The organism is Ruegeria sp. AG6 (assembly GCF_056541565.1).
Genome location: NZ_JBQFYQ010000003.1, coordinates 63,018 through 89,899, shown reverse-complemented (window position 1 = coordinate 89,899; position 26,882 = coordinate 63,018). Strand labels below are relative to the sequence as shown.

23 protein-coding genes are annotated in these 26,882 nt (G+C 57.3%); 10 read left to right on the top strand and 13 right to left on the bottom strand.

Going from position 1 to position 26,882, the window contains the following annotated elements:
* Positions 1–62: 62 nt before the first annotated feature.
* The 5 genes from fghA (at position 63) to ACR0I0_RS09490 (ending at position 6,140) form a co-directional block, all read left to right on the top strand.
* A complete protein-coding gene (gene fghA, locus ACR0I0_RS09510; protein WP_171636202.1) occupies positions 63–896 on the top strand; it encodes an S-formylglutathione hydrolase in 834 nt (277 codons plus the stop codon).
* Between the two features lie 3 nt (positions 897–899).
* The gene (sthA, locus tag ACR0I0_RS09505) at positions 900–2,357 is read left to right on the top strand and encodes a Si-specific NAD(P)(+) transhydrogenase (protein WP_171230389.1); all 1,458 of its coding nucleotides are present in this window, start codon (positions 900–902) and stop codon (positions 2,355–2,357) included.
* A complete protein-coding gene (locus tag ACR0I0_RS09500) occupies positions 2,354–2,809 on the top strand; it encodes a YaiI/YqxD family protein (protein WP_171119171.1) in 456 nt (151 codons plus the stop codon). The genes sthA and ACR0I0_RS09500 overlap by 4 nt, the downstream gene beginning before the upstream one ends.
* A gap of 121 nt (positions 2,810–2,930) precedes the next feature.
* Positions 2,931–4,025, top strand: coding sequence for an S-methyl-5-thioribose-1-phosphate isomerase (mtnA, locus tag ACR0I0_RS09495; RefSeq protein ID WP_480491149.1), 1,095 nt, complete (start codon positions 2,931–2,933; stop codon positions 4,023–4,025).
* 75 nt (positions 4,026–4,100) lie between these two features.
* A complete protein-coding gene (locus tag ACR0I0_RS09490) occupies positions 4,101–6,140 on the top strand; it encodes a bifunctional aldolase/short-chain dehydrogenase (protein WP_480491147.1) in 2,040 nt (679 codons plus the stop codon).
* A gap of 45 nt (positions 6,141–6,185) precedes the next feature.
* On the opposite strand, the gene ACR0I0_RS09485 is transcribed toward ACR0I0_RS09490, so the two are convergent.
* Positions 6,186–7,421 carry an MFS transporter gene (locus ACR0I0_RS09485; RefSeq protein ID WP_480491145.1) on the bottom strand — a complete coding sequence of 412 codons (1,236 nt, stop codon included), beginning with the start codon at positions 7,419–7,421 and terminating at the stop codon, positions 6,186–6,188.
* A gap of 148 nt (positions 7,422–7,569) precedes the next feature.
* On the opposite strand from ACR0I0_RS09485, the gene zapE reads away from it, so the two are divergent.
* Positions 7,570–8,637 (top strand): cell division protein ZapE, encoded by a 1,068-nt coding sequence (zapE, locus tag ACR0I0_RS09480; protein ID WP_480491143.1) that lies wholly within the window; start codon positions 7,570–7,572, stop codon positions 8,635–8,637.
* Positions 8,638–8,701: 64 nt separating this feature from the next.
* Here the strand turns inward: zapE and ACR0I0_RS09475 are convergent, their stop codons facing one another.
* Genes ACR0I0_RS09475 through ACR0I0_RS09460 form a run of 4 tightly spaced genes read right to left on the bottom strand, consistent with a single transcriptional unit; the run spans position 8,702 to position 14,947 of the window.
* A complete protein-coding gene (locus tag ACR0I0_RS09475; RefSeq protein WP_480491141.1) occupies positions 8,702–9,976 on the bottom strand; it encodes a bifunctional folylpolyglutamate synthase/dihydrofolate synthase in 1,275 nt (424 codons plus the stop codon).
* Entirely contained in the window at positions 9,973–10,902 is a 930-nt protein-coding gene (accD, locus tag ACR0I0_RS09470; protein ID WP_209833845.1) for an acetyl-CoA carboxylase, carboxyltransferase subunit beta, read from the bottom strand. Before accD ends, ACR0I0_RS09475 begins: the two co-directional genes overlap by 4 nt.
* Positions 10,903–10,962: 60 nt before the next feature.
* The gene (locus ACR0I0_RS09465; protein WP_209834088.1) at positions 10,963–11,847 is read right to left on the bottom strand and encodes a CPBP family intramembrane glutamic endopeptidase; all 885 of its coding nucleotides are present in this window, start codon (positions 11,845–11,847) and stop codon (positions 10,963–10,965) included.
* Positions 11,840–14,947, bottom strand: coding sequence for an ABC transporter transmembrane domain-containing protein (locus ACR0I0_RS09460; RefSeq protein ID WP_480491140.1), 3,108 nt, complete (start codon positions 14,945–14,947; stop codon positions 11,840–11,842). Before ACR0I0_RS09460 ends, ACR0I0_RS09465 begins: the two co-directional genes overlap by 8 nt.
* Positions 14,948–15,199: 252 nt before the next feature.
* On the opposite strand from ACR0I0_RS09460, the gene ACR0I0_RS09455 reads away from it, so the two are divergent.
* The 3 genes from ACR0I0_RS09455 to ACR0I0_RS09445 all read left to right on the top strand — a co-directional run bounded on the left by ACR0I0_RS09455 (position 15,200) and on the right by ACR0I0_RS09445 (position 17,937).
* Positions 15,200–15,961 carry a DUF6478 family protein gene (locus tag ACR0I0_RS09455; protein WP_480488259.1) on the top strand — a complete coding sequence of 254 codons (762 nt, stop codon included), beginning with the start codon at positions 15,200–15,202 and terminating at the stop codon, positions 15,959–15,961.
* Between the two features lie 11 nt (positions 15,962–15,972).
* Entirely contained in the window at positions 15,973–16,332 is a 360-nt protein-coding gene (locus tag ACR0I0_RS09450) for a hypothetical protein (RefSeq protein WP_480491138.1), read from the top strand.
* Positions 16,333–16,410: 78 nt separating this feature from the next.
* Positions 16,411–17,937: an MFS transporter gene (locus tag ACR0I0_RS09445; protein WP_480491136.1), complete on the top strand. Its 1,527-nt coding sequence runs from the start codon at positions 16,411–16,413 to the stop codon at positions 17,935–17,937.
* A 42-nt stretch (positions 17,938–17,979) separates the two neighbouring features.
* On the opposite strand, the gene ACR0I0_RS09440 is transcribed toward ACR0I0_RS09445, so the two are convergent.
* The 7 genes from ACR0I0_RS09440 to ACR0I0_RS09410 form a co-directional block, all read right to left on the bottom strand.
* The gene (locus ACR0I0_RS09440) at positions 17,980–19,320 is read right to left on the bottom strand and encodes a S41 family peptidase (protein ID WP_171119151.1); all 1,341 of its coding nucleotides are present in this window, start codon (positions 19,318–19,320) and stop codon (positions 17,980–17,982) included.
* Positions 19,321–19,326: 6 nt separating this feature from the next.
* Positions 19,327–20,457, bottom strand: coding sequence for a murein hydrolase activator EnvC family protein (locus tag ACR0I0_RS09435; protein WP_480491134.1), 1,131 nt, complete (start codon positions 20,455–20,457; stop codon positions 19,327–19,329).
* A complete protein-coding gene (gene gpmI / locus ACR0I0_RS09430) occupies positions 20,454–21,971 on the bottom strand; it encodes a 2,3-bisphosphoglycerate-independent phosphoglycerate mutase (protein ID WP_480491132.1) in 1,518 nt (505 codons plus the stop codon). The genes ACR0I0_RS09435 and gpmI overlap by 4 nt, the downstream gene beginning before the upstream one ends.
* Positions 21,972–22,164: 193 nt before the next feature.
* The gene (locus ACR0I0_RS09425) at positions 22,165–23,835 is read right to left on the bottom strand and encodes a sulfatase-like hydrolase/transferase (protein ID WP_480491130.1); all 1,671 of its coding nucleotides are present in this window, start codon (positions 23,833–23,835) and stop codon (positions 22,165–22,167) included.
* A gap of 71 nt (positions 23,836–23,906) precedes the next feature.
* Positions 23,907–24,143 carry a (Na+)-NQR maturation NqrM gene (gene nqrM / locus ACR0I0_RS09420; protein ID WP_152460192.1) on the bottom strand — a complete coding sequence of 79 codons (237 nt, stop codon included), beginning with the start codon at positions 24,141–24,143 and terminating at the stop codon, positions 23,907–23,909.
* A gap of 15 nt (positions 24,144–24,158) precedes the next feature.
* Positions 24,159–25,184, bottom strand: coding sequence for an FAD:protein FMN transferase (locus tag ACR0I0_RS09415; RefSeq protein WP_171636228.1), 1,026 nt, complete (start codon positions 25,182–25,184; stop codon positions 24,159–24,161).
* A 65-nt stretch (positions 25,185–25,249) separates the two neighbouring features.
* Positions 25,250–25,435, bottom strand: a complete 186-nt coding sequence (locus ACR0I0_RS09410) for a hypothetical protein (RefSeq protein WP_170345279.1) — start codon at positions 25,433–25,435, stop codon at positions 25,250–25,252.
* 123 nt (positions 25,436–25,558) lie between these two features.
* Between ACR0I0_RS09410 and ACR0I0_RS09405 the strand changes: the two genes are divergently transcribed.
* Positions 25,559–26,083: a CBS domain-containing protein gene (locus tag ACR0I0_RS09405; RefSeq protein WP_480491128.1), complete on the top strand. Its 525-nt coding sequence runs from the start codon at positions 25,559–25,561 to the stop codon at positions 26,081–26,083.
* An 11-nt stretch (positions 26,084–26,094) separates the two neighbouring features.
* Here ACR0I0_RS09405 and ACR0I0_RS09400 read toward each other — a convergent pair whose 3' ends face one another.
* Positions 26,095–26,859 carry a metallophosphoesterase family protein gene (locus ACR0I0_RS09400; RefSeq protein ID WP_480491127.1) on the bottom strand — a complete coding sequence of 255 codons (765 nt, stop codon included), beginning with the start codon at positions 26,857–26,859 and terminating at the stop codon, positions 26,095–26,097.
* Positions 26,860–26,882 lie beyond the last annotated feature (23 nt).

Sequence of the window (26,882 nt, the reverse complement as noted above, 5' to 3'; positions counted from 1 at the left end):
ACTTTACGCCGGGTCCGCGGATCGTTAGCCATGTTGCGACTCGAAAACAAGGACGGTGCCTGATGGAAACCCTTTCGGAAAATGCCTGTTTTGGCGGTGTGCAGGGCGTGTACCGCCACGCCTCTTCGTCGTGCAAGTGTGACATGACTTTTGGCCTGTTTCTTCCAGCCGAGGCCAAGGACGGGCCGGTCCCGGTTCTTTGGTATTTGTCGGGATTGACCTGCACCCATGAAAACGCGATGACCAAGGCCGGGGCTCAGGCGTGGGCCGCGGAACAAGGGATCGCCGTGGTGTTTCCGGATACCTCGCCGCGTGGTGACGGCGTCGCAGATCATGAAGATTATGATCTGGGTCAGGGCGCGGGGTTCTATGTGAACGCGACACAGGAACCCTGGGCACCGCATTTCCGGATGTGGGACTATGTCGCCGAAGAGCTGCCCGCCCTGCTGTTCGAAAACTTCGCCATCGACAGCGAACGCCAGGCCATAACGGGCCATTCCATGGGGGGGCACGGCGCCCTGACGCTTGCCATGAACCTGCACGGACGCTTCCGTTCGGTGTCAGCCTTTGCGCCGATCTCGAACCCGACCGGAGCGGATTGGGGACGCAAACAGCTGAGCGCCTACCTTGGTGACGACGAAACGCTTTGGGCAAAACACGATGCGTCCTTGTTGATGAAGAAAACCGGCTTTGACGGTCCGATCCTAATCGACACAGGTGCAAACGATCAATTCATGGACCTTTTGCGCCCCGAAGCGTTGGCTAAAGCCATCGCCGAACGCCGCCAGCAAGCGACGTATCGCTTCCAGCCGGGTTACGATCATTCGTACTTCTTTGTGTCCACGTTTATGGAAGATCACGTCATCTTCCATGCCGAGGCACTGTACGGAGACTGAGGGATGAGCAATTACGATTATGACCTGATCATCATAGGGTCGGGGCCTTCTGGGCGTTCTGCGGCGATTCAGGCAGGCAAACTGAAACGGCGTGTGCTGGTCATCGACCGCAAAGACCGTTTTGGTGGCGTCTCTGTCCACACCGGCACGATTCCGTCCAAGACCCTGCGCGAAACGGTTCTGAACCTGTCGGGCTGGCGCGAGCGCAGCTTTTACGGGCGTTCATACCGGGTAAAGGATCAGATCCGGGCAGAAGACTTGAAAGCCCGCCTGCATATGACCCTCGACCATGAAGTCGACGTGTTGGAACATCAGTTCAACAGGAACCATGTCGAAACCCTGGACGGTCTGGCCAGATTTGTCGGGCCGCACGAAGTAGAGGTCGCAACCGATGCCGGGGAAACAACGCGTGTGACGGCCGCGAAATTCCTGATTGCGACAGGCACGAAAACCTATCGTCCGGATTATGTCCCGTTCAACGGCAAGACGGTGGTGGATGGTGACGAATTTCTGGAAATGGCAGAGATTCCGCGCTCGCTGGTCGTTATCGGTGCCGGGGTCATTGGCGTGGAATATGCCACGATGTTTTCAGCCCTGGACGTGCGTGTGACGCTGATTGAACCCCGCGACACGTTTCTGGATTTCATCGACAGCCGGTTGATCCACGACTTTACCCATCAGATCCGGGAAAACGGTGTCGACCTGCGTTTGGGCTCGGCTGTCGAGAAGATTGAAGACGCCGGTGAACATGTGGAAGTGACCCTTGAAAACGGTCGCCACGTTCGCGCTGAAATGCTTCTGTTTGCGGCCGGACGCATGGGGGCGACGTCCAAACTCAATCTGGATGCCGTCGGGCTGGAGACGGACCACCGCAACCGGATCAAGGTAGACCGCAAGACATATCAAACGGCGGTACCGCATATCTATGCCACGGGCGATGTGATCGGACATCCGTCGCTGGCATCAACCTCTTTGCAGCAGGGGCGCGTGGCTGCCTGTCACGCCCTTGAAACGCCCACGCTGCCGGAAAGCCCGTGGTACCCCTATGGCATCTATTCAGTGCCCGAAATATCAACCTGCGGAATGTCGGAAGAAGAATTGCAGGAGCGCAACATCCCCTACGAGGTCGGTGTCGCGCGATTCCGCGAGACGTCACGCGGGCATATCATGGGGCTGGAACACGGCATGTTGAAAATGCTGTTCTCGCTCAAGACCCGCAGGGTGCTGGGTGTCCAGATCGTTGGTGAAGGCGCGACGGAGTTGATCCATATTGCGCAGGCCGTGCTGAACCTGAAAGGTACGGTGGACTACTTCGTTCAGAACACGTTCAACTACCCGACTCTTGCCGAAGCGTATAAAATCGCGGGCCTGGATGCGTTCAACCGCATGCCCATACCCGAGGAATTCAAGGTCAAAAAGAAACCGGTGGAGCCGGCAAAGAAAGAGGCAAAGAAGGCGTGACGACGCTGTATGTCGATGGCGATGCCTGTCCTGTAAAAGCCGAGGCCGAACGGGTCGCGACGCGGCACAAGGTGCCGATGGCGCTGGTGTCCAATGGCGGGCTTCGTCCATCGGCCAACCCGCTGGTGCAGGTCATTGTCGTTTCCGAAGGCGCGGATGAGGCCGACAAATGGATTGCCGAACGCTGTGGAGAAGGGGATGTCGTCATAACGTCCGACATCCCTTTGGCCGCAAAATGCGTTGAAGCAGGCGCACGCGTGCTGCGCCCCAATGGTGAAACCTTCACCGCGGCAAATATTGGCCAACAACTGGCAATGCGTGACTTGATGGCCGATCTGCGCGCGGCCAATCCGTTGGGAACCGGCGGCGGTGGGCGACCCTTCGGTAAAGCCGACCGCTCGCGGTTTCTGGACGCCTTGGAACGGGAAATACGTGCCGCCAGAAAGGGATGATCATTCCTTTTGCTAGATCAAATACTGACCCGAATTCCGAAACGCCCGTTTACAAGTACCTCATTAGAACGCACCCTGTGCTTGAATTCCGATCAGGCTTTTCGAATACGGAGACTGCGTTATGAAAGTACAAGGCACCCATTATCGGTCTATTTGGTGGGACAAACCGGCAGGCGTGGTTCGGATCATCGACCAAAGGTGGTTGCCGCATGATTTTCGGGTCGTAACCCTGAAAACGCTTGATGAATTTGCAGCTGCGATACGGGATATGTGGGTCAGGGGCGCACCTTTGATAGGCGCGACCGCTGCGTTTGGAATTGCCGAGCAGATGTCTCGGGACAGCTCAGAAGCCTCGTTTGACGCCGCGTATGACGTTTTACATGCAACCCGACCCACGGCAATCAACCTGCGCTGGGCATTGGACAGATGCCGAGAAGCGCTGATGCCGCTTGCTCCGGGTGACCGCGCCGAGCGCGCCTGGTCGCTGGCGCAGGAGATTGCAGACGAAGATGTCGAGATCAACGCCGCAATCGGCCGGCACGGGTTGGAACTGATCAAGGATATCGCGGCCCGAAAACCCGCCGGTGAGCCGGTTCGGTTGCTGACGCATTGCAATGCGGGATGGCTGGCGACTGTGGATTGGGGCACGGCCACAAGCCCGATGTATCACGCACATGACGCGGGCATCCCCTTGCACGTCTGGGTGGATGAAACCAGACCGCGCAACCAGGGCGCACTGACATCCTGGGAATTGGGCGAACATGGCATTCCCCACCACTACATCGTGGATAATGCCGGCGGTCATTTGATGCAGCACGGCCTGGTTGATTTGGTGATTACGGGCACGGACCGAACCACGGCCCAAGGTGATGTTTGCAACAAGATCGGGACCTATCTGAAGGCTTTGGCTGCGCGGGACAACGGTGTGCCATTTTATGTCGCCCTTCCCTCTCCTACGATTGACTGGACCGTTCGCGACGGTGTGGTCGAAATCCCGATCGAAGAACGTGATTCCAGGGAAGTCTCCCATGTCATGGGGGTTGATGGGCAGGGGAACATCTCGGATGTACGCGTGACGCCAGACGGCACGGAAGGTGGCAATCCTGCCTTTGATGTCACCCCAAACCGGCTGGTGACAGGGCTTATCACCGAGCGCGGCGTCAGCGAGGCGTCTGCTGACGGGCTTGCCCGGTTGTTTCCCGAACGGGCTGGTTAACACTTTGTTTAGCACAGTCTTGAATTGTGCAATCGCCCACGCGGATCATGCACCCGCTTAACTTGCTGAGAATGAATGATGATTGAAAACTGGTACAGGGCCGACGAGGCACGGAAATGGCGTGACCGGGCCGGAACAGACCCCGCAGATCAGGAACTGGGCGAACGTGTCTATACCTCGCGGCTGATCGGTCAGAACCCGGACCTCCTGATGCACGGGGGAGGCAACACGTCGGTCAAACTGGAACGCCCTGATCTGTTTGGCGATCCACAGCGTGTTCTGCATGTCAAGGGATCTGGGTGGGATCTGGACAGCATCGAGGCACCGGGCTTGCCGGGCGTGTGGCTAGATCCTTTGATGAAACTGCGCGCATTGGACCATCTGTCAGATGCACAGATGGTCAATGTTCAGCGCGCCAATCTGTTGGATTCGAGTTCTCCGAACCCTTCTGTAGAAACTCTGTTGCATGCATTTTTACCGCACAAATATGTGGATCATACGCATGCGACACCCTTTCTGGTGCTCGCCAATCTGCCAAATGCCGAGGACGTCTGCCGCGAGATTTTTGGCGACCGACTGGGCATTGTGCCCTACATCATGCCTGGCTTCGGGCTGGCCAAAAAGGCGGCCGAGGTATTTGACGAAAACCCGAATGTCGAAGGGCTTCTGCTGCTTCAGCACGGGCATTTCACCTTCGGCGCGACGGCGCAGGAAAGCTATGACCGGATCGTGGCGCATACCAACGAGGTTGCTGCCTATTTCGGGATGAAGGACCTGACGACAATTGGCCGTCGCGATCCGGCTGAGAACCTTGAGGTATTGCCGATCCTGCGCGGGGTCATCGCCGAAGTGGCGGCCCAACGGGATGACCCGATGCCGGTTTTTGACCTCCGCAACGGGCCGGATGTCATGCAGTTTTTCGATCGTCCGGATATTGATTCATTGGCCCAGCGGGGCATGGCGTCGCCGGATCACGTATTACGGACAAAAGGCTGCCCGCTTGTATTGCGCGCGTCGGATTTGTCTGGGGGGCGGTCTCGGATTAAGGCAAAGGTCGAAGAGTTTGCCAAAGACTATCGGGCGTATTTTGAACGGCAGGCGCCGCAGGCCGACGAACGCAAGAAACTGCTGCCTCAAGACCCCAAGCATGCGTGGATCGAGGGCGTGGGGATCCTGGGAATGGGCCCGAACGCAAAGGCTGCCTCGGCCGCGGCAGATCTTGCGGAACAAAACCTGCGGGTGCGATCAGTGGGCGAAGACGCGGGCGGTTTTTTTCCCATCAATGAAAAAGATCGCTTTGATTGTGAATACTGGTCCTTGGAACAGGCGAAGCTGGGCAAAAGCTCACCACCTCCGCTTCAGGGCAAGATTGTGATGGTGACCGGTGGTGCAGGGGCGATAGGTCTGGCAACCGCCAAGGCCTTTGCTGATGCCGGTGCAAATGTCGTTCTGGTGGACCGGGATGAACGGGCGTTGGCCAAGGCCAAATCGACCCTTGGCACATGGCATTCGACATATGCCTGCGACGTAACCGAGAGAGGCGCCGCAGATGCCGCGATTGCGGCGGCGATACACCGGTTTGGTGGGATCGATGTAATGGTATCGAATGCCGGGTCGGCGACTTCGGGCGCTTTGCTGGATCTTGGTGACGACGAATTCCGCGCGGCTTTTGAACTGAATTTCTTCGCGCATAAGGCATTTGCGACACAGGCTGCCCGAGTGATGCAAGCTCAGGGCCGCGGCGGTCAGATCCTGTTCAATATCTCCAAACAGGCGATCAACCCGGGCCGGAACATGGGGGCCTATGGTACGCCAAAAGCCGCCACACTGTTCCTGTTGCGCCAGTTGACGCTTGAATTGGCCGAATACGGAATCCGTGTGAACGGGGTGAATGCAGATCGAATTCGGTCTGGCCTGCTGACGGATGGGTTCATTCAGGAACGCGCTGCCGCACGTGGCGTTTCCGAGGAGACCTATATGTCAGGCAACCTGCTGGGCCGCGAAGTCGAGGCGAAGCATGTCGCGAACGCCTTTGTTGCGCTGGCGCTGATGGAACGCACCACCGGTCATGTCGTGACGGTGGATGGCGGCAATACCGAGGCCGAACTTCGGTGACGCCTTTGCCCGATTGGTTCCCTGCCTGTGGCGTGTCGATGTGCCTCAGGCAGGAACTGCTGACCGGTTCTCGCGGATCGGCAGGTGGACTATGGCGCTGAAGGCACCGATCGCGACCCCGATCCACCAAACCATGTTGTAGTCGCCATACTGGTCATACATGCGTCCGCCAAGCCAGACGCCCAGGAAGCTGCCGATCTGGTGGCTCAAGAAGATAAAGCCATAGAGCGTTCCCATATAACGCAGACCGTATAGATGCGCGACGAGCCCCGAGGTCAGCGGCACGGTGGCCAGCCAAAGCGATCCCATCACCAGCGAGAACACGATGACCGTAAGGGGTGTGATCGGGAACACGATGAACAAAGCCGCTGCAATCGTCCGGCCCGTATAAACCGCTGCCAGAAGGTATTTTTTCGGAAAGTGGTTGCCGGCCCAACCCGCCAGTAGCGTGCCGCCGATATTGGCCAGACCGATCAATGAAATCGACACCGCACCAAGTGCGGATGTAGAGGTGATCCCGATGGAATGCAGTACGCCTCCGGGCTGGATTGGTCCACACATCTCGGCCACGAAAGCCGGGAAATGCGCGGTGATGAAGCCCAGCTGGTATCCGCAGCTGAAAAAACCCAGAAATATCAGCGCATAGGAAGGGTCGCGGAACGCCTTTCCCAGAATCTCGCTCATGCTTTCTTGCATCTCTGCCTTCGAAACGGGCTGTGGTGCACGCATGAAGGGCAAGGTCAGCACGAGGGCAAGAATTGCCGCGGCGAACACGACAAAAACCTGCTGCCAGGGCAGGAAAGTCAGCAGCCATTCAGCGGTCGGCGCGCCCAGAACCTGCCCAAAGCTGCCCGCAACAGTAACGATGGCCAGCGACATGGACCGGTTTTCATCGGTGGACGCGCGTCCGACAACCGCCAGAACCACACCAAACCCGGTCCCGGCGATGCCGAAACCCACCAGCCACGCGTATATCTGATGCTCGAACGGTGTAACGGACCACGCCGTCAGCACCATGCCAGCCGCGTAAGTGAGAGCGCCGAGGATGATGGCTCGGCGGTCGCCCACCTTTTCGGCAATCGCCGCAAAGATCGGCTGCCCGATGCCCCAGGCCAGGTTTTGAATTGCAATCGCCATCGAGAAATCGGTCCGCAGCCAGCCGAAATCATCGGCTATCGGAATCTGGAATACGCCGAACGACGCACGAACGGCGAAGCTGACCGTGATGATGATACATCCGACAATCAGAATCGGATTCAACAAGCGGGCGGATCGGGGCATGGGACCTCAGGCGTTACGTCCGAAGGACCGTATTACTTTTGGTGTCACCGTCAATTCAGCAGATTTGCGGTCACGGATAAACAAAATTGATGTGTCGCCAAAAATGGCTTCTTTTCAACGGCTGAGGCGACGGGTAAGGCTCGGATTCATGACGGATCTTATTTCGCTTTACGAGGCCCGCATCGCGGACGGAACGCTGACACGCGACGACGCGCAAGAGGCCGTTCTGCCCCAATTCGAACGCATCCGGGCGGCGCTGTCCAAGCCGGTCAAACGCGGGCTCTTCCGCAAGGCGCCTCCGCCACCCAAAGGGTTGTACCTGTGGGGCGGTGTCGGGCGTGGGAAATCCATGCTGATGGACATGTTCGTCGATACGCTGGGCAATATCCCGGCACGACGCGTGCATTTTCACGCTTTCATGCAGGAAATTCACGCTGGAATGCACAAGGCCCGGCAACAGAATGTCGAGGATGCCCTGGCACCGGTGGCGAAAGAGGTGGTCAATTCAGTTCGCTTGCTCGCGTTTGACGAAATGCAGATCACCGACATTACGGACGCAATGATTGTCGGGCGGCTGTTTGACTTGTTGCACGACGGCGGCGTGGTCGTGGTTACCACGTCGAACAGGCATCCCGACGATCTGTACAAGGATGGGCTGAACCGGCAGCTGTTCCTGCCGTTCATCGCGCATATCAAAGAGCAGTTGCAGGTGTGGGAATTGGTGTCGCCGACGGACTATCGGCAGAACCGGTTGGAGGGTGCCCCGGTCTATTTCACTCCGATTGGCCCAGAAGCCCGGCAGAAGATCAGAGAGGTCTGGACAGATCTTGCCGGTGGACCCGCTGATCCGCTTGTGCTGCACGTCAAAGGCCGGGCCGTTGAATTGCCCGCCTTTCGCAACGGGGTGGCGCGGGCTTCATTCTATGATCTGTGTGGCCGCATGCTTGGGCCGGGTGATTATCTGGCGATCGCCGAAGAGGTAAAAGTGCTCGTGCTTGAGGACATCCCACGCCTGTCGCGCAACAATTTCAACGAGGCCAAACGTTTTGTCACCCTGATTGATGCGCTTTACGAAGCCGGGGTGCGTTTGATCTGCTCGGCTGCAGCGGAACCCGAGATGCTGTATGTCGAAGGCGAAGGAACCTTCGAATTTGAACGCACGGCATCACGCCTGCGTGAAATGCAGGATCAGGATTGGGGGCGACAGGGACACTGATCCGCTCGTATCGCCCGCGCCCCATCCAAGACAGTGTCAGCCAGATCATGAGGTTGGAACGCGCCTACGCGTTTTCTTGCAGAATTTTCCCAGCCAGATAGAGCGAGCCGCAGATCAGAACCCGCGCCTGCGGGTCATTGTCCGCAATCACTTTCAATGCGTCCGCCACGCTGTCGGCGGTGGATGCGGGAAGGTTGACCCTAGCCGCAGCCGCAGCGGTTTCTTCCGCGCTGAGCGTTGCGGTCTCACCCGGAATGGACACGGCTGTCAGACTTGTCGCTTTCTCTGCCAGAGGTGCAAGATACCCTGTCACATCCTTGGTGTTGAGCATGCCGCAGATCATGTGCGTGGGTTTTTGCGGCAGGTTCGTCAGTACATCCGCCAACGCGATTCCGGCGGCGGCGTTGTGACCACCATCCAGCCAAATCTCGGCATGCGGCGCCTGATCGACAAGCGGGCCGGATTTCAGACGCTGCATTCGCGCCGGCCATTCGGCCTTGGTCACGGCAGCTTCGTATGCGTCGTCGCCCATGTTCAGATGGCGCAGAACAGCCAACGCTGCGCCCGCATTCTGAATCTGATGTGCGCCCAGAAGGTTGGGCAGAGGCACATCCCGTAAACCGGTTTCGTCCTGATAGATCAGACGCCCGTTTTCTTCCTGCACGTGCCAGTGCTGACTATGAACCAACAAAGGCGCACCCAATCGGGCGGCCGTGTATTCGATGACCTCAAGCGCTTCGTCCTGTTGCGGGCCGACAATGCACGGAACGCCGGGCTTGATGATGCCCGCTTTTTCCGCCGCGATCTTGCCCAAAGTATCACCCAGGAACTGTTCATGGTCGATGGATACGGGGGTAATAACCGTGACGGCCGGGTTTTCGATCACGTTTGTGGCGTCCAGGCGCCCACCCAGCCCGACCTCGAGCAATGTGAAATCTGCCTTGGCGCGGGAAAAGGCCAACAGGGCGGCGCATGTTGTGATCTCGAAATAAGTGATGTTTTCGCCGCCATTCGCAGCGTAGCATTCATCCAGAACCGCCGTCAGTTCTGGCTCCGAGATCAGCTCTCCGGCCAATCGAATACGTTCATGAAAACGGGCCAGATGCGGCGAGGTATAGGCGTGTACCGAGCGCCCTGCCCTTTCTAGACCCGCTCTGATCATCGCCTGAGTCGAGCCTTTGCCGTTGGTCCCGGCAATATGAATGACCGGCGGCAATTTCAACTGCGGATTGTCCAATGCCGCCAGCAGACGCCAGACACGGTCCAAGGTCAGATCAATGATCTTGGGGTGCAGCGCCATCATCCGGTCGAGGATGGCGTCGGACGTCCTGGCCGTCATTTCTGATCTGTCTCTTCGGCGGGGAGTTCTGTTGCGTCGGTTGGTTCCGGTGCCGGCAGATCGCCCATGATCGCCGGCGGCAGATTCATCAGCATCCGCGTGATGGTAATCAGTTCATCGCGCATTTCGGTACGTCTGGTGACACGGTCCAGCATCCCGTGATCCAGCAGGTATTCGGCGCGTTGAAAGCCTTCGGGCAGTTTTTCGCGGATCGTCTGCTCGATCACGCGAGGTCCGGCAAAGCAGATCAGCGCATTGGGTTCCGAGATATGGACATCGCCCAGCATCGCATAAGACGCAGTAACGCCACCGGTTGTCGGATGAGTCAGCACCACGATATATGGCAGGTTGGCTTCCTTCAGCATCTCGACTGCCACGGTGGTGCGCGGCATCTGCATCAGGCTGAGGATACCTTCCTGCATACGGGCGCCCCCGGCTGCCGAGAACAGGATCAGCGGCCGTTTGAGTTTTACCGCCTCCTGCGCGGCGGCGATGATCGCGTTGCCGACATACATGCCCATCGATCCGCCCATGAACGAAAAGTCCTGCGCGGCGGCCACAATGGGGGTGCGGCCAATTTCACCCAAGACAACCAGCATGGCTTCCTTTTCGCCGGTCTTCTTCTGCGCTGCTTTCATGCGGTCGGGGTATTTCTTCTGATCGCGGAATTGCAACGGGTCGTCTTTTGGCGCGGGCACTTCAAGTTCGGTAAAGATGCCGCCGTCAAACAAGTGCTTGAACCGCTCACGCGGTGTGATCGCCATGTGGTGGTCGCACTGTGTGCAGACATTCTGGTTTTCCGCCAACTCGCGATGGAACAGCATCGTTCCGCATTCGTCGCATTTGTGCCAGAGGTTTTCAGGCACTTCGCGGCGTGAGAAGATCGAGTTGATCCGGGGGCGGACGTAGTTTGTGATCCAGTTCATGTCGGAACCTTGGCTTGTGCGGTGTTGACGTCAAATAGGACGCCACGGAAGGAATTGCAATCAACGCCTGAGCGCAAGTCGCGCGGCCAGCCAGCAAACGAACATCACGGCAAGGTCCACCAGAAGCCAGGGACGAAGCTGTTCGGCATCAGATGCATCAAACGGAAGGGTGTACAGCGCCAGTCCGTTCAGGTTGTCCGGCAACGAGATGAACAGCAACGCAATGATGTTGTTGAAAAAATGCAAGGCGATAGCTGGCCCCAATGTTCCCGCCCGTGCCGTTAGGTCCGATGTCAGCAGACCGAAAACGCAAGCCCACAGCGCAATCAGCAACGCGTTGTCGCCAGCCATGTCCGGTGTGTAATGTCCAATTGCAAACAGGATGGATGGTACCCCCATCCAGATGACAGGCGATTGGAATCTGGCTGCCAGGGTTTGCTGAATATAGCCTCTGAACAACAGCTCTTCGGCGCTGGTCTGCACCAGAACAACCAAGGCCGAAACCGGCAAAAGAAGAAGCCAAGTTGACAATGGCAGGTTCTGCGACAGAGATCCGCCAAAGCCATAAGGCGGCAGCAGGAACCCGACAACGCCCAAAATAAGAAGTGCTTTCAACACTTTAAGGAATTGGCCCGCAGCCAATCGGTACCCGCCCACGATGGACACCAAAGACCTGTGCTGAACCTGCCGCGCGGCGACGGCCACGCCCAGAATGATGAATCCGAAACTGGCCAACAGCAACAGCAGCGCGAGGGGTGAACCGCCCAACAGAAGCGTCTGCGCCCAGTTTTCCGGACCCATCCCGGCAACCACGGTAAAAAATACCATGTTCAGAACGCTGACCAGCACGGCAACCAGCAAGAGCCCCAGCAACAGGCGCCAGATTTCCGGTTTGCCGCGTGCGGTTTCGACCAGATGGTCATGAGCGGAATATGCTTTAGGCATTTTCACCCGTGCTTTCCTGAATCGCCTGATCCGTAATCGTCGGGAGCAGCTCCTCGGGGTTCTGCGCCGCATTGATTCTTGTGGACAACGTAGTCAGATATCCCGCAACAGTCTGTAGCAATTGCGTAGCAACCGAAGCGTCGCTTTCGACCACGGCACGCAGTTCCTCGGCGCCGATACGCAGGAACCTGCAATCTTCGGTGGCGACCAGATCCAGTTGTCTGGGCTCTCCTGTTATGATCGAAAGATCACCGATCAGCCGCCCGGGTTCGATGATTGAGATCGGGCGTTTTTTTCCATCATCCGTGGGCCAGTCCAGCCTGGCCTGCCCTGAGACGCACAGATACGCCGCGTCGGGCGCCTGACCACGCGAGAAAATGACTTGCCCCGCTGCTGCTTCGTACCATTGCGCTGAGAACGCCAACAACCGCTGGTTGCGGCCATCCACGCCGGAAAACAACTCGGTCGCCGAAATGATTTCGAGCTTGCGGCTCAGATCGTCCGACGTGCTGTCTTCTTGCGGGGATTTGGATCGTGACACACCATCGATACGGCCATCCTTGATTTCCACAAACAGATCATACGCTTCGGGATGTGCAAAGTGATCTTCCATAAAGATCATAATGGAATCCGGCAACAATTCCCGCAGTTTCAGGCGGGTGCGCAACCGGCTTTCGGAATCGTGACTTGCCAGGGCCCTGTCCAGAATCAGGACGTCAGGCCGTTTGATACCCGCGCGTGAGAATGCGGCACGCTCCTGAAAGACGGTCGGCAGATTGTTCCCGCCCAGGCCTGCTGGCAGATCGTAGATGATGGCAGCTGCACGGCGTCGCAGGCCGGCTTCGTTCATGGCTTCGGCCACAACGTCTTCTATTTCGTCCGCGTGTGCACCGGCCATCAACGAAACCCGGCCGTAGATCGCATTTTCCATCGCGGTCAGACGTGGCACATAGATGTCCGGCGCAACTGACATGAACATGCCGCCCATCGCGTCCAGCAGCCGCTTAGCCTGACTTTTGCGGATGGCAAGAATCTTTTCCTTGTATTCTTCCGGGAAGTTTGGGCCGATCTGCTCGGCCGTCAACAGGAACGGTACCGTCAATAGCAATGCGCGCTCCTGGTCGCTTACGGCCATATCACCCTTGGCTTTGCGCCGTTCTTCGATATCCAGCAATTTGTGATACATGTCCTTGGACATGCCAAGCCTCAGGAAAAGCGGGTGATCCGCCCCGTCCCGCCCGAAGGTCTTGCTGAGCGTGTCCATGACGGCCTGAGAAATGCTGATCACGTCGTCAACCAGATCATGGGCGCTGAGCATCTGAACGAACCGTTCGTCACCCGCCAGTATATCCGGAGAAATGTCCTTGGATGGCGCCGCGAACAACAAGTTTCCGCCCAGCGGAACTGCCGGGTTAAAGCGATCAGGGTCGAAACGGTACACATATCGATCAAGCCCCTTTTCTGCCAAGCGCTCGGCGATGGTCCCTCGTAAATTGACAACTTCCTGTGCCAGGACCGGGTGAATTTCCGGGTCGAACTGCGTACGCAAAGTGCGGCGGAACATGAACTCGTCGATGCCCATCGCTTCCACCAGCTGGAACCACCAGTCACGTATGTCGTCGATATCGTCAAGACCGGCGAGACCCGGGTCAATCCATTCATCGTCCAGAGAATCCGGTGAATTGCCTGCACGAACAGCTTCGATCTGCCACCGCGTCGGGGCCTTGAGCATATCTGCTTGATGTCGTGGATGCGTGCGCAAAGGCATCATGAGGTTGTCGCCCAATGTGCCGTCAAACAGGTAAGGGCGCGAATAGGCATAGCCGATCCGGGCCGCGATGACGGCCTGATGCAGACCCCGCAGATTATGCCCCGCTATTATCACCTCACCCTGAGCCGGCAACACCTCACGAGTCAAAAGCTGTCCCAACGCACTGCGTTCCGACGCCTGTCCAGACTGAATTGCGACGCGCGCGCCACGCGGAATGGTCAGATCAAGATCTTCGAGAACGGTTTTCCCATCGCTGTCGCGAACCGTCACATTTCGCAGCTCGATTTCGCCAGTCAGACGCGGGATGGTTTCAGGTTCTCCCTCGAACAGCTCTTCCGGTATCATGTTGTCAGGCGCAAATCTTTCGGTGACGATTTCCCACCGCAAAGACATGTCCTGTACCTGATTGTAATAGGTCAGCAGATCCTTCCATGGGCCGCTCAGATCCTTGTAGGCGCCCAACGCGGCAACCAGCGCACCTACGGTCACCTCACCGGTAATCGCCAGATATCCTCCCACTGAATAAAACAGGAAGGGTGTCATCTGAGTTATCAGGTTGTTGAGGAACTTCATGAAGAATTTTTTGTTGTAGATCTTGAAACGGATCTCGAACAGTTTCCCCAGCCGATGGCTGAATTGCGCAAGGCGATAGCGCCACCCTCCGTTGGTACGCAGATCGCTGATACCCGCCGCAGTTTCGCCGATCTCCGAGCTCAGACGTCGAACTTCCTGAATGCGGTCCTTGTTTAGAAGGTTGATTTGCCGCTGAAGCTTGGGGATCAGCCAGGCCTGAAGCGGGATCAGCGCGATACTGGCAAGTCCGAACCAAACGCTTTGCATGAACAGGAAGGTGACGATCGTCATCATCTGGCCGAACTGGAAAACCGGCTGCGCGATGGCATCCCCCATCAGGCCACCCATCGGTTCGGCCTCGGACGTGATCATCGATACTAGCTCACCCTGGCTGGTGGTCGCAAAATAGGATTTCGGAAACCGCATCGACCGTTGAAACAACGTATAGCGCAGGCGCCGCAGCATGCGCTCGGCAAGGACGCCCTTCATCGTGTTGATGCGCATCTTCATGACACCGCTCACGATCACCGTCGCCAGGAACGCAACACACAGTATCATTAGATACTGAACCTGCGTCACGGTGAAGTTCCAGATGGTTACCGTGTCACCCGGCGCGCCGATTGCGTCGTTGATGATCTGTTTGGGAAGTTCCAGCGAGGCGTAAAGAAACGGGAACGACAGGACCGTCAGCAGAAGTAGAACAAGTTGCTGTTTCTTCGAATATTTCCAAATGAAGGCAAATAAAGTGGACTCCATAACCTGGCCTTGTCATGCGCTAAACTGTTGTGTGGCTGTTCTTGGGATGACCCACTTTGCAGGAGCCAAACGGTAAGCACTGACCCGGTACATTGCAAGAATAGACCGGTTCAGTTTCAGCATGTTGCGCCTATCCAAATTGTGGTCAGACCCCAACAGGAAAACACAAGGCTTCGATAGCAATTCCGTTATTACGGTTTTGTTCATGCCGTTGTCCTTGACTAAGGCCGGGCATTATCGGACGACGTGGCCATGGGCAGGATTCTGGATCGCTATACTCATCGCAAGACTCTGGGGCGCTGGCGTCGGGCCGCGCATCAGGCGCCGTATGCCAGCCAGGCAGATTTGCGCTTGCAACGGGATCAGGCCCGCAGTTTGCGCAGGCATCTTGATCATTTAATTCAGCAGGCAGACAGTCGCTTGATCCGGCCGACGATTGGGTCCACACAGTTTCCCAAACCCGTCGGAACAGACTGGAGCTGCCGTCCCGACCTATGGCGTGCGCCCCTCACGCAACCGGGTGTGGCTTCGGCACCGCGAAAGACCGTCCTGGACAGTCAGGTCAGCGTGTTCCACGATTGCCCGTTTTCTGAAATTGCCGTGCGGCAAGTCCGAAACAGAGAGGACAGAGATTTGGCTCCGTTCAGTCTCGTGATCGAGGCTTTCAGCTTTGGGGGGTCCTTCCTGTCCGTTTCGGTTGAATTGCCTGAGGACGCTGCAATTCACCTGACGCGCGAGCATCTTGTGAGGCTGGAAACCCTGATCGAGTGTGAAAAGCCATCGGGCGTTTTCGCGCGCCTCAACATTCAGCACGGGCCCAATATGGAACAGGTGTTGCGACGCCTTGATCCCGGCGAGGTATCAAAGGCCGTGGATTTTGATCTGGCGCATCTCCCCCTGAATGAGCGCAGGATCGAAAAAATCTGGCTGGATTTGATTTTTGAAACGCCCGAGATGAATCGCATGGTGGTGCGGGATCTTACGTTTTGCCGTTTTCATCGCGCCGATTTGTGAGAAGATCAGTCATGACGCAGACCAAGCTAACCTTCATACGGTTCGAAAACGGAATCTGGCAAGGTCACATTCAAGCCAGCAGTACGCCTAACCCCGAGGTAAGCTATCAGGGCGAAACCCTGAACAAAGTTGACCTGTCGCCCGCAGAAAACGGATGGGATTTGCGCATACAGGTGCCTGTTGCAGCCCTATCCGAAGGCGTGCACACGTTTGTCGTTGCAGATGCAGCCACAACCGAGAAACTGGGAAGCTTCACGGTGATTGCCGGTGAGCCCGCCGCAGATGATCTAAGGGCCGAAATTGATTTGCTGCGGGCTGAACTGGATATGCTGAAACGCGCTTTCCGGCGGATCTGCCGCGACGACCCCTGATCCGTTCCGGCTGGTTTTCCTGTCAATCTTGCCAGATTCGTGCATCATTGGCGGTTTCAGAACGGATCGCGCCTTATCATGGATCGCAGCAGCATAGTCAAAGTCATCGCTTTGATGGTTACCGGATTTGGTATCGGTATTGATTTTACCGGCGCCCTGATGCTGGTGCCTGCGATCGAAAACAGCTTTGACGCCGATATCACCAGCACCCAATGGGTTCTGAACATCTATGCCTTGTTTTTTGCCATGACCATGGTCGCAGGCGGGCGACTTGGCGACATGTACGGCCACCGCAGGATGATGCTTTTTGGCCTGTCGATCTTTCTGTTTTCCTCGGTCATGTGCTTCGTTTCGCCCAGTCTTGATTTTCTTGTCATTGCGCGTGCGCTGCAAGGCATCGGCGCGGGTTGTGTATGGCCCTGCACGCTGGCCTTCGGGGCAACCAAAGTATCAAAGCCAGAACATCGAGCCTTGGTGATGGGGCTAATTCTGGCGGGTGTGACCACCGGAAACGTGTTTGGTCCGATGATCAGCGGATTGGCCGTGAACTTGGGAGAGTGGCGCTACTTTTTCCTCGCCAATGTGGTCTTTTCCTGCATTTCGATGGCCTCCGCGCTGATCCTGATGGAGCGCGAAACACAGCACAAACCGGATGAACACCTTGACCTCGCCGGGATGGGTGTGTTGTCTTTTGCCGTTTTGCTGCTGCTTTACGGTTTGGATGTGGGCGCGGACTGGGGGTGGACGTCCGTCCCGTTGTTGATGCTGTTTTTCACCAGCGCTGCGCTTTTCATTCTGTTCCCCAAAGTCGAGAAACGCGTGACAGAGCCACTGCTTTTGCCGCAGATGATGCAAAACCGCGAGTTTCGCATCACCCTTGGCCTGAACATGTTCAACGTGTCCGCGGCATTTGTGGGGCTGCTGTATTTTCCCCAATACATGCAAAAGGTGCTGGGCTGGTCGACGTTTGAATCGGCACTGGGCTTGGCGCCGCTGACCGTGTTGCTTGCCGTGGGATCAATTGTTTCGGGTACGCTTTACAATGATTTCGGCCCCAAGCGGCTGCTGTTTTGGGGATATCTGATCGCAACGATCGGCGCTGCGACCATTGTCGTGCTGCCCGGTGATCTGGGGTACTTTCGCATCCTGCCCGGCATGGCGATGATCGGGCTGGGCGCAACTTTGACGGTTGGGCCGTCAGGCACTGCTGCAATGTGCGCCGTAAAGCCGGAACGGGCTGGGCTGGTTGGCGGCCTGAGTTTCATGACCCACCTGGTTTACGGCGCAATCTCTGTCGCCTGTGCCACGGCCATCATGTACGTCGTCAGCCTGTCTGAGCTTCGCCAGTATGTGGCCGCTTCGGGCATCAAGTTGACCGAAGCAGAGCTTCGCACGATCAATGGCGGAACACTTGATACGCCGTCCGCCCACGCGGTAATAAGCCGGTTGTCATCCAGCGAGGCAGAGACGGTTCAACGGGCATTGTCGGCGGCGTTTGACAGCGGGATGAGTATGGCTTTCGTCTTTTCGGCCTTGTCCGTCTCGGTCGGTCTCGTTCTGGCGCTGCTTCTCGACGAAAAGAAACTGCACCGGATCGAAAGCTGAAATCGGGAGCCAAGGGCTGCGACACCCGCAGCCCTTATCGTTTTACTGTGACGGCCCGTTGGGGTTGAAGGCCGATAGTCCCTTCAGGATATCGATGGCATAGGCCAGCTGGTAATCCTCTTCCCTTAGCTCTGCGGTTGCCTCGGCCTTGGCGCGATCTTCTTCTATCTGGCGGATCTCATCTTCGCTCAGGCTGTCATTGTTAAGGCTGCCGCGCAGATCGGCCTCGGAGCGCGAACGGGCGTTGGTTTCTTCCTCTTCCGGTTCTGGCGCCGGACGGGGTTGTTCCACGATAATATCAGGGCTGACACCCAGAGCCTGAATCGACCGCCCCGATGGGGTATAATACCGGGACGTGGTCAGGCGCATCGCACCATCACCCCGCAGCGGCATCACCGTCTGAACCGACCCTTTGCCGAAGCTCTTGGTGCCGACGACGATGGCCCGGCGATGATCCTGTAGCGCGCCCGCGACGATTTCAGATGCCGAGGCCGAACCACCATTGATCAACACGACAATGGGTTTGCCTTCCGCCAGATCGCCGGGGGTGGCATTGAAACGCTCACCCTCTTCCGGGTCCCGTCCACGGGTCGAGACGATTTCCCCTTCGTTCAGGAACGCATCCGAAACTTTGATGGCCTGTGTCAACAGACCGCCCGGGTTGTTGCGCAGGTCCAGTACGACACCATTGACCTTGTCGATACCACCGGCTTCTTCGATCTGTTCCTTCAACCCTTCCTGTAGGTTGGGGAAAGTCTGATCATTGAAGGTCGTTACCCGCAGCACGACACTTGTGCCCTCGGTGCGGGCGCGAACGGCGGTCAGCTTGATCGTGTCACGGATAATGGTGACATCGAAGGGATCAGGTTCGCCTTCGCGCACGACGGTAATAACAATCTCGGAGCCGACCGGCCCCCGCATCAGATCCACCGCCTTGTCCAGCGTCAGGCCCAGAATGCTTTCGCCATCCACATGTGTGATGAAATCTCCGGCTTCGATCCCGGCCTCGTCAGCGGGTGTGTCGTCGATGGGAGACACGACTTTGACAAAACCGTCTTCCTGCGTGACCTCAATACCCAGTCCACCGAACTCGCCCCGGGTCTGCACGCGCATCTGTTCGGCATCATCGGGCGAAAGATAACTGGAATGCGGATCAAGAGAGGTCAGCATACCATCGATTGCTGCCTCGATAAGTTCTTCAGGCTCGACCTCTTCGACATATTGCGCACGGATGCGTTCAAAAATGTCACCGAACAGGTCAAGCTGTTCATAGACGCTGGCCTTGTTCACAGCCTCTTGCGCCAGCAGTGGGCCTGCGATCTGCGTAGTCGCAAGAATGCCTGCCACAGTTCCGGCCAAACCGGCCATCACAAATTTCTTCATACTCGTTTATCCATCCTTGTCGGTCCGAAACCACGTTTCCGGGTCCACCGGGGTGTTGTCTTCTCTTACCTCTATATAGAGCGTTTCTGGACGATCAGTTCCAGTGCCATCACCGCTTGTTGACAATATTGCGCCGATTTCCGGCGTTTCACCCGGCATCAGGCCAACCGGAGTGCCTTTGGGGATCACCTGCCCGGGTTGACCATAGACCTCTTGCAAGCCCGAAAACACGAACAACAGGCCCGGTTGCGGCTCCAGAATGACAAGGTTTCCCAAATCCAGCAGTGGCCCGCGATAACGGATCGTGGCCGCAGTGGGGGATGTTACAAGCGCACGGGAACGGGTGCCGATGACCAGACCAGCGCGGGCGACCCCTGCGGCGTCCGGTTCACCGGCCTTGTGCAGCAGAATGCCCTGCACCGGCAAGGGAATCTGTCCTTTCTGATCCAGGATGCTTGCGTTGGTTTCAATGATCTCGCCTTCTGAAATCTCTGACAGACCGCTTGCAAAACCATCCAGAGTCTCGGTCGAAGAAATCAGAATGGCCGTGCGCACCGGGTCTTCGACAAACCGACGCGGCAAATCAGTGCGGTCGGCAATCGCTTCGCTCAACCGCGTGCGGGCGTCCTGCACACCGCGCAGCCCTTCGGTCAAAGTTTCCGAGGCGCTTTGTTGCAGCAGACGCAGGGCTTGAACCTCTTGCAGGTCCTGTGCCAGCGCTTGCGCTTTTGCGTTAAGACCAGGCGTGACCTCGGACAGCATCATTCCGGCCCGCGCCGCGCCCAATGGGCCTGACGGGTGCAGCATCAGCACTGGCGGCGCGGTCGTTTCGATGGTCTGCAAGATGCCAAGCAACTGCCTGACGTCCTTTTCACGCGCGCTCAATTGCGCGCTCAGTTGCGCTTCGCGTGTTGCAGCCTTGCGCAGACCGGTCCGCATCGCGCTCAGCCCGGCCTCATAGGCTTGTATCGTTTCGGTCAGCGCCCGCACCCGATCCCTTGCGCCGTCTGCTTCGCTCAGCGAGATCGACGCTTGTTCCAGCATCCTTGCCGCATCCAGTGCTGCCCGAGAAGCGTTGGTCTGGGCAAAGGCCTGACAAGCTGAAAGCAGCACAATCGCTAGGGCGGCCAGCCTCATGACAGCAGGCTTTCTCCGGTCATTTCCGGCGGTTCGGGCAAGTTCATCAAATCAAGTAGGGTCGGCGCCAGATCAGATAACCGCCCATGGCGTACCTGCGCGCCGTCTGGCCCTCCGACCAAAGCTATGGGCACCGGGTTCAGCGTGTGCGCCGTATGCGGACCGCCGGTTTCCGGATCAACCATCACTTCACAGTTACCGTGATCGGCGGTGACGATCATTGCTCCACCTGCTTTTTCCAAGGCAGCAACGACCTGAGTCAACCCCGCATCAACGGCCTCGCATGCCTTGATCGCAGCTTGAAGGTCGCCGGTATGCCCGACCATATCTGGGTTGGCGTAATTGGTTACGATCAGGTCGTAACCTTGTTCGATCGCCTCGACAAACTTGGCTGTGACCTCAGCCGAGGACATCTCGGGTTGCAAATCATAGGTCGCAACCTTGGGTGATTTGGGCATATAGCGATCTTCACCTTTTTCAGGGGTCTCCTTGCCCCCGTTCAGGAAAAAAGTGACATGGGGGTATTTTTCGGTTTCAGCTAGCCGGAACTGACGCAACCCCTGTTTGGCGACCCATTCCCCGAGCGTGTTCACAATCGCCCGTTTCGGAAAAACGGCGGTCATATATGCGTTGTGAGCGTCGGAATACTCTACCATGCCCAGCAGCGCCGACAGTTTCGGCCGCGGCCCGGTTTCGAACTCGGCAAAGCCCGGTTCACCAATCGCGCGCAGGATTTCACGAGCACGATCTGCGCGGAAATTTAGACAGAAAAAACCATCGCCGTCGGTGACGCCCTTGTAACCTTGCAACACGGTCGGCGTAATGAATTCGTCAGATTCAGACTGGTTGTAGGCATGGTCCACGGCGCCATGTGCGGTGTCGGCCGCCCTGCCCTTGCCGTTGATCATCGCGTCATAAGCTACTGCGATCCGTTCCCAGCGATTGTCGCGATCCATGGCGAAATAGCGACCGCTTACCGTGACGACACGTGCCCCCTCGGGCAGCCGTTCTTCCAACTGGGAAAAATAGGTCAGCGCAGATTTGGGGGCCACGTCGCGCCCATCCGTGACCGCATGCAGGGCGACCGGAACACCGGCATCCGTAATGGCCTTGGTTGCAGCGATGATGTGGTTCAGGTGCCCGTGAACACCACCATCCGAGACCAACCCCATGAGATGAGCCGTCCCCCCTGAGGATTTGACCTTGGAAATGAATGCCTGCAATGCCTCATTTCCAAAGAACGAACCGTCTTCGATGGCCAAGTCGATCTGCCCCAAATCCATGGCCACAACACGGCCCGCACCTATATTAGTATGACCGACTTCGGAGTTACCCATCTGCCCACTGGGCAGACCTACGTCCGGGCCATGCGTTGTCAGCGTGGCGTGCGGGCATTTGGCCATGATCGCGTCAAAGGTCGGCGTGTTCGCCAGATAGGGCGCATTCGCCTGTGTGTCGTCTGACACGCCCCACCCATCAAGAATGCACAGAACAACGGGTTTGGGGGTTGGCATTGAAATTCTCCGATTACTGCTCTTGGGTCTTCTTCTAGCGTCTGGTCGGCAAGGGGTGAACCATCTTTGCGGCAAATTACGCAGAATTAATCAAACGGCCTGGCGGCTTCGGCCCATCGCTGGAGGACATTGAGCCGCTGCATTTTTTCGACCTAAAGCCATCATGGTTTTATCGGTGACAACCCGGACGAGACTAGTCTTTGAGGTAACGCGTGTATGGCTTCGCCTTGCGGTTGCGATACTTGACCGTCAGTTCCAGCGGCGTGTCGTTTTCATCATAGATACCGATCATGATGCCCGTACCCCCGCTTCGGGTCCGCATATCGATCAAGTGCTGTTCGGACCGGGTGGTGCGCTGTGACGGGCGCCGCGCCCAGGCAAACAGGTGATCGTACATTTGCGCGATGATATCCGAGTGGTCCGCGCTGTCACCCAGATCCACCAGTTCATCGGGGTCGTTTTCCAGATCGAACAGGATCGGCCTGTACCCTCCTTCGCAATGGATGAGCTTCCAACTTTCATTCGCGACCATGAACATCACCGCGTCACGAACGGGTACGTTCAGCCGCTGCGCGATGGGGGACGCGGAATAGTCATACTCGCAGATCGCGACCTGTCGGGGCGTTTTGTCGGACTGACCATGCAGGATCGGCAGCAGAGAATGCCCTTCGAGAATATGCCCGGCCTTTTCGCCGCCTGCCAGTTCCAGAAACGTTGGCACCAGATCGATCGACTCGACCAGCGCGTCGCAGGTGGTGCCGCGCGTGACGTCCGCTTCGGGTGATGGGTCATAAATGATCAGCGGCATTTTGGTTGAGGCATCGTGGAAAAAGGTCTTTTCACCCATCCAGTGGTCGCCCAGAAAATCACCGTGATCTGAGGTCAGCACGATCATCGTGTCGTCTATCCGCCCGGTTTTCTTCATCCAGTCAAACAGGCGACCCATCTGGTCATCCGCTTGTTTGATCAGCCCCATGTAAGCTGGGATCACCGCCTCGCGGACATCCTTTCGTGAAAATGCCTGCCCGACCTTGGTGTCCATGAAGGCCTTCAGGACGGGGTGGGCATTCTTTCGCTCAGTTTCCGAGCGGACCACGGGCACGACATCTTCAGGCCCGTACATCGAAGCGTAAGGTTCCGGCACGATGTAAGGCCAGTGAGGCTTGATGTAGCTGAGGTGACAGCACCATGGTCCGTCATGGCTGTTCATGAACTCGATTCCACGGGTGGTCAGATATGGTGTTTCACTGTCCTCTTCCGCGATATTTGCAGATTCGGATGAATTCTTCAGGAACCACCCTGACAGCACGTTGCCATCGGCATCCAGACCGGAATTGGCAAAATCATGCCACGGATTGTCGCTCTCGTACCCCTTGTCTGCTAGGTAATGGTTGTATTTCTTTGCCCCGTCCGGGTCATAGAACCCGTCCGGACCCTCTGCGCGCAACCCGTCATCGCGTTCGAACACGTCAAACCCGCATTCCGCGACGCGGGCCCCGATGATGCTGTCGGGCTCCAACCCAAGACGGGCCATCCCCTCGGCATCGGCGGCCATATGTGTCTTGCCGACCAGCCAGCAATCCATTCCCGCCTTGCGCAGGTGGTCGCCCAACGTGATCTCACCCACTTTGAGGGGAATGTTGTTCCATGAAGCCCCATGGGAATGCACATAGCGCCCGGTATAGGTCGACATACGGGAACTGCCGCAAATCGGCGATTGGATATAGGCCCGGTCAAAGCGGACACCGCGCGCGGCCAGACGATCGATATTCGGAGTATGCAGATGTGGGTGCCCGTAACAGCTCAGATAATCCCAGCGCAGCTGGTCGAACATGATGAACAGGATATTCTTTGCCTTGGCCAACGCGGCGCCTCCCCGAAAGTCATGGGGACCTAGTTAGCCACTTCCGTTCGCAGAGCGAAGCAAAACTTGCTTCAGGCCTGATGTTCCATCTGTTCCAGCATCTTCCTGGCCCGTTTGCACTGCAACTGATCGCGCAGCGGGCTGTCCGGGTCGACATCCTTTTGGCACACAACGCATTTATCGGCGCCCGAGATCGCATTCAGGCCGCCGCAGCTGCCTTTGATGGTCTTCCCCATCAGCATGACACCCAATGACATACCGACCATGACAAGCGCCAAAAGAATAAAGGCCAGAATAAAAGTGCTCATCTCGGTTCCTGCCTGTCAGTTGGTTCCCAAAGCGTCTTTGAACGCGGTGCTGTGCGACGTAATATAGGCATCTTCGCCGCCTGTCACATCCCGCGAAATGAAGTACACGGCAAGTTTATACTTTTCCGCAATGTCCATTCCCTTCTCGTGACCCAAAGCCAGCATGGCCGTTGCCCAGGCATCCGCCAACATCGCGTTTTCCGCAAGAACCGTGACAGAAGTCGTGCGATGTGTAATCGGGCGTCCCGTTGTCGGATCGATGATATGCGAATACCGCACACCGTCCTGTTCGAAAAAATTCTTGTAGTCGCCCGAGCTGGCCATGCCGCGATCATCCAGGGAAACGATCAGTTGAATGCTCTGAGCGCCCGTTTCAGGCTTTTCGATGCCAATGCGCCAGGCTTCGCCCTGCTCATTCTTGCCTTTGGCAACAAGATCACCGCCGATCTCGACAAGGTAATCGTCGATACCAGCATCCTGCAAAGCGCCGGCAACCGCATCGATGCCATAGCCCTTTGCGATCGCCGACAGGTTGATGCCCACCTGCGGATCAGCCTTCGACAGCGTGCCGGCTTCGGTGTCGAGCGTCAGCAAACGGGCCTGCCCGACGCCGCTTAACGCGGCCTCGATTTCGGGATCCGATGGCACTGGATCCTCGGGCTTGCGTGGGCCAAAGCCCCAAAGTTCGATCAGCGGGCCCAGAGTTACATCAAAAGTCCCACCGGTTTTTTCGTGCACGTCATTGGCGGCCGAAAGGACCAGTGCGAGTTCGTCCGAGACCGGAACGGGGGCTGTGCTAGTTGAAGCGGAAAAGACGGACACCTCGGATTCTGGATCCCAATTGGACATTTTGGCGTTCACCTCGGCCAGCGTCTCTTCGACAGCCGCGGCCAATGCGGCCTCATCAAGATCTTCGCCGATCGCGGTTATGTTGAAGGTCGTGCCCATTGTTTCGCCCGACAGACGAACCACCTCGGGTTCTTTGTCGAACAAACAGCCGGAAAGAAGAGTGGCAACGGCCAGTAAAGGCAAAAGACGCATCGGCGATCTCCGGGAAATTCTGTGCCCGGCATATGCCAGTGGCCCCCGCCAAAGTCAAACTGCGATCACATCTTCAGCGGCAGGAAACCCAGCACCAAAAGGCCGACCCCCGCCGGCACGCCGAACAACCACGCACGTTTTTGCCAACCCGGCGGCTGTTGCTTCCACGCCATGCGGAAATTGTGGCCACAAACAACAACGGCAAAGAAGATCAATGCCGCTATGGGTGGAGTAAGATAGAGTTCACTCAATGGCTTGAACGTCCTTTCCGGGCCCGCGTTTTTGCCGATCAGCGCAATTGCACCCTATACAGGTCGTTTAGCTGCGCTAAGGTGAAAGGGAAAGACTTTGCAAGAACCACAAGGAGATTGCCCATGGCTCCAACCTCTTACCAGTCGCCTTCGCGTGGCGACAAGGCTGACAAGACGACGTACAGCCAGTCTGCGGAATCGAACCTGTCGCATTCGCAGACAACCGTGGCCAGGCTGCTTGAAGGTAAAGGGGACGCGGTGTTTTCGGTGCGGCCAAATGACACGATCCATTCCGTGGTCAACACGCTGAAGGAAAAACGGATCGGCGCTGTTCTCGTGACGGATCAGAACGGGGCATTGCAGGGGATTTTGTCAGAGCGCGACATCGTTCGGCGCATGGCAGACACACCCGGCCAGACCCTTCCGCAATCGGTCGAAGACCTCATGACCAGGGATGTTAAGACCTGCACACTGGATGATCTGCTGAATGAAGTTCTGAAAACAATGACCGAGGGTCGTTTTCGCCATATGCCGGTGCTGCGCGACGGCAATTTGTGCGGCGTCATCACGATCGGAGACGTTGTCCACTTCCGTCTCAAAGAGTTGGAATATGAAGCGCTTCGCATGAAGCAAATGATCGTCGGTTAAAGGCCCACTGTTCATCCGGTCGAGGTGAACTGAATACTTCCGGCGTTGATCTCGGCGGCTGTCAAACGACCCGAAGCGAATGCGCCCGTGTCAACCGATACCACCCGGTTCCTGATCCGGGGCAGGTCCATGATGGTGTGGCCATGCACCACCCATTGGCCATCGCTGCGGGCCAGCCTGGGAAACATGGGATGTCCCCAAAGACAAATCTGGCGATCCTGGGCCTCAGTCGGATGTCGGGGGTCCAGCGCCGCATGAACGAATGTGACGTTGCCGGTAGTCCAGGTCAAAGGCCGGTCAGCTAGCCAGTTGATCAGGCTTTCCCCCATCTTCAGGCGAAGATCATCCGCCAGTTTTCGAACCTGCTGGTAGTTGTCGATATCCCCGGGCGGTTTCAGCCCGAAAGACGCCAACGTGTGCACACCCCCATTTTGAAACCAGAGCCGGGCGTTGCCTTCCGGCACCTCCAGGAATTGCAACAGAAACTCTTCGTGGTTTCCAAGAAGACACTGAACGCGTCCTCCTGACGTCTCGCTCAGGTGAAACAGGTGGCGCAGCACCTGCGCGCTGTATGGCCCTCGGTCGATGTAATCTCCGACAAAGACCAGTAAGCTCTGATCGTCCAGTCTGGGCAACAACGCCTGCAACAAGTCCAGACGACCGTGGATATCGCCCACGGCCGTCACTTTCTCGGCCGGAGCGATGTCGCAAGACACTGCATTCGTTGTCCGCCCCGCCGTGCGGTCGAACCACCGTCTGATCCAGTTCGTAATCATACACGTTGATCCCTATCCTTCTC

What these genes read in the sequence shown, in the direction of transcription:
- fghA (WP_171636202.1), top strand. Translation starts at nt 63, where the DNA reads ATGGAAACCCTTTCGGAAAATGCCTGTTTTGGCGGTGTGCAGGGCGTG.
- sthA (WP_171230389.1), top strand. Translation starts at nt 900, where the DNA reads ATGAGCAATTACGATTATGACCTGATCATCATAGGGTCGGGGCCTTCT.
- mtnA (WP_480491149.1), top strand. Translation starts at nt 2,931, where the DNA reads ATGAAAGTACAAGGCACCCATTATCGGTCTATTTGGTGGGACAAACCG.
- ACR0I0_RS09490 (WP_480491147.1), top strand. Translation starts at nt 4,101, where the DNA reads ATGATGATTGAAAACTGGTACAGGGCCGACGAGGCACGGAAATGGCGT.
- ACR0I0_RS09485 (WP_480491145.1), bottom strand. Translation starts at nt 7,421, where the DNA reads ATGCCCCGATCCGCCCGCTTGTTGAATCCGATTCTGATTGTCGGATGT.
- zapE (WP_480491143.1), top strand. Translation starts at nt 7,570, where the DNA reads ATGACGGATCTTATTTCGCTTTACGAGGCCCGCATCGCGGACGGAACG.
- ACR0I0_RS09475 (WP_480491141.1), bottom strand. Translation starts at nt 9,976, where the DNA reads ATGACGGCCAGGACGTCCGACGCCATCCTCGACCGGATGATGGCGCTG.
- accD (WP_209833845.1), bottom strand. Translation starts at nt 10,902, where the DNA reads ATGAACTGGATCACAAACTACGTCCGCCCCCGGATCAACTCGATCTTC.
- ACR0I0_RS09465 (WP_209834088.1), bottom strand. Translation starts at nt 11,847, where the DNA reads ATGCCTAAAGCATATTCCGCTCATGACCATCTGGTCGAAACCGCACGC.
- ACR0I0_RS09460 (WP_480491140.1), bottom strand. Translation starts at nt 14,947, where the DNA reads ATGGAGTCCACTTTATTTGCCTTCATTTGGAAATATTCGAAGAAACAG.
- ACR0I0_RS09455 (WP_480488259.1), top strand. Translation starts at nt 15,200, where the DNA reads ATGGGCAGGATTCTGGATCGCTATACTCATCGCAAGACTCTGGGGCGC.
- ACR0I0_RS09450 (WP_480491138.1), top strand. Translation starts at nt 15,973, where the DNA reads ATGACGCAGACCAAGCTAACCTTCATACGGTTCGAAAACGGAATCTGG.
- ACR0I0_RS09445 (WP_480491136.1), top strand. Translation starts at nt 16,411, where the DNA reads ATGGATCGCAGCAGCATAGTCAAAGTCATCGCTTTGATGGTTACCGGA.
- ACR0I0_RS09440 (WP_171119151.1), bottom strand. Translation starts at nt 19,320, where the DNA reads ATGAAGAAATTTGTGATGGCCGGTTTGGCCGGAACTGTGGCAGGCATT.
- ACR0I0_RS09435 (WP_480491134.1), bottom strand. Translation starts at nt 20,457, where the DNA reads ATGAGGCTGGCCGCCCTAGCGATTGTGCTGCTTTCAGCTTGTCAGGCC.
- gpmI (WP_480491132.1), bottom strand. Translation starts at nt 21,971, where the DNA reads ATGCCAACCCCCAAACCCGTTGTTCTGTGCATTCTTGATGGGTGGGGC.
- nqrM (WP_152460192.1), bottom strand. Translation starts at nt 24,143, where the DNA reads ATGAGCACTTTTATTCTGGCCTTTATTCTTTTGGCGCTTGTCATGGTC.
- ACR0I0_RS09415 (WP_171636228.1), bottom strand. Translation starts at nt 25,184, where the DNA reads ATGCGTCTTTTGCCTTTACTGGCCGTTGCCACTCTTCTTTCCGGCTGT.
- ACR0I0_RS09405 (WP_480491128.1), top strand. Translation starts at nt 25,559, where the DNA reads ATGGCTCCAACCTCTTACCAGTCGCCTTCGCGTGGCGACAAGGCTGAC.
- ACR0I0_RS09400 (WP_480491127.1), bottom strand. Translation starts at nt 26,859, where the DNA reads ATGATTACGAACTGGATCAGACGGTGGTTCGACCGCACGGCGGGGCGG.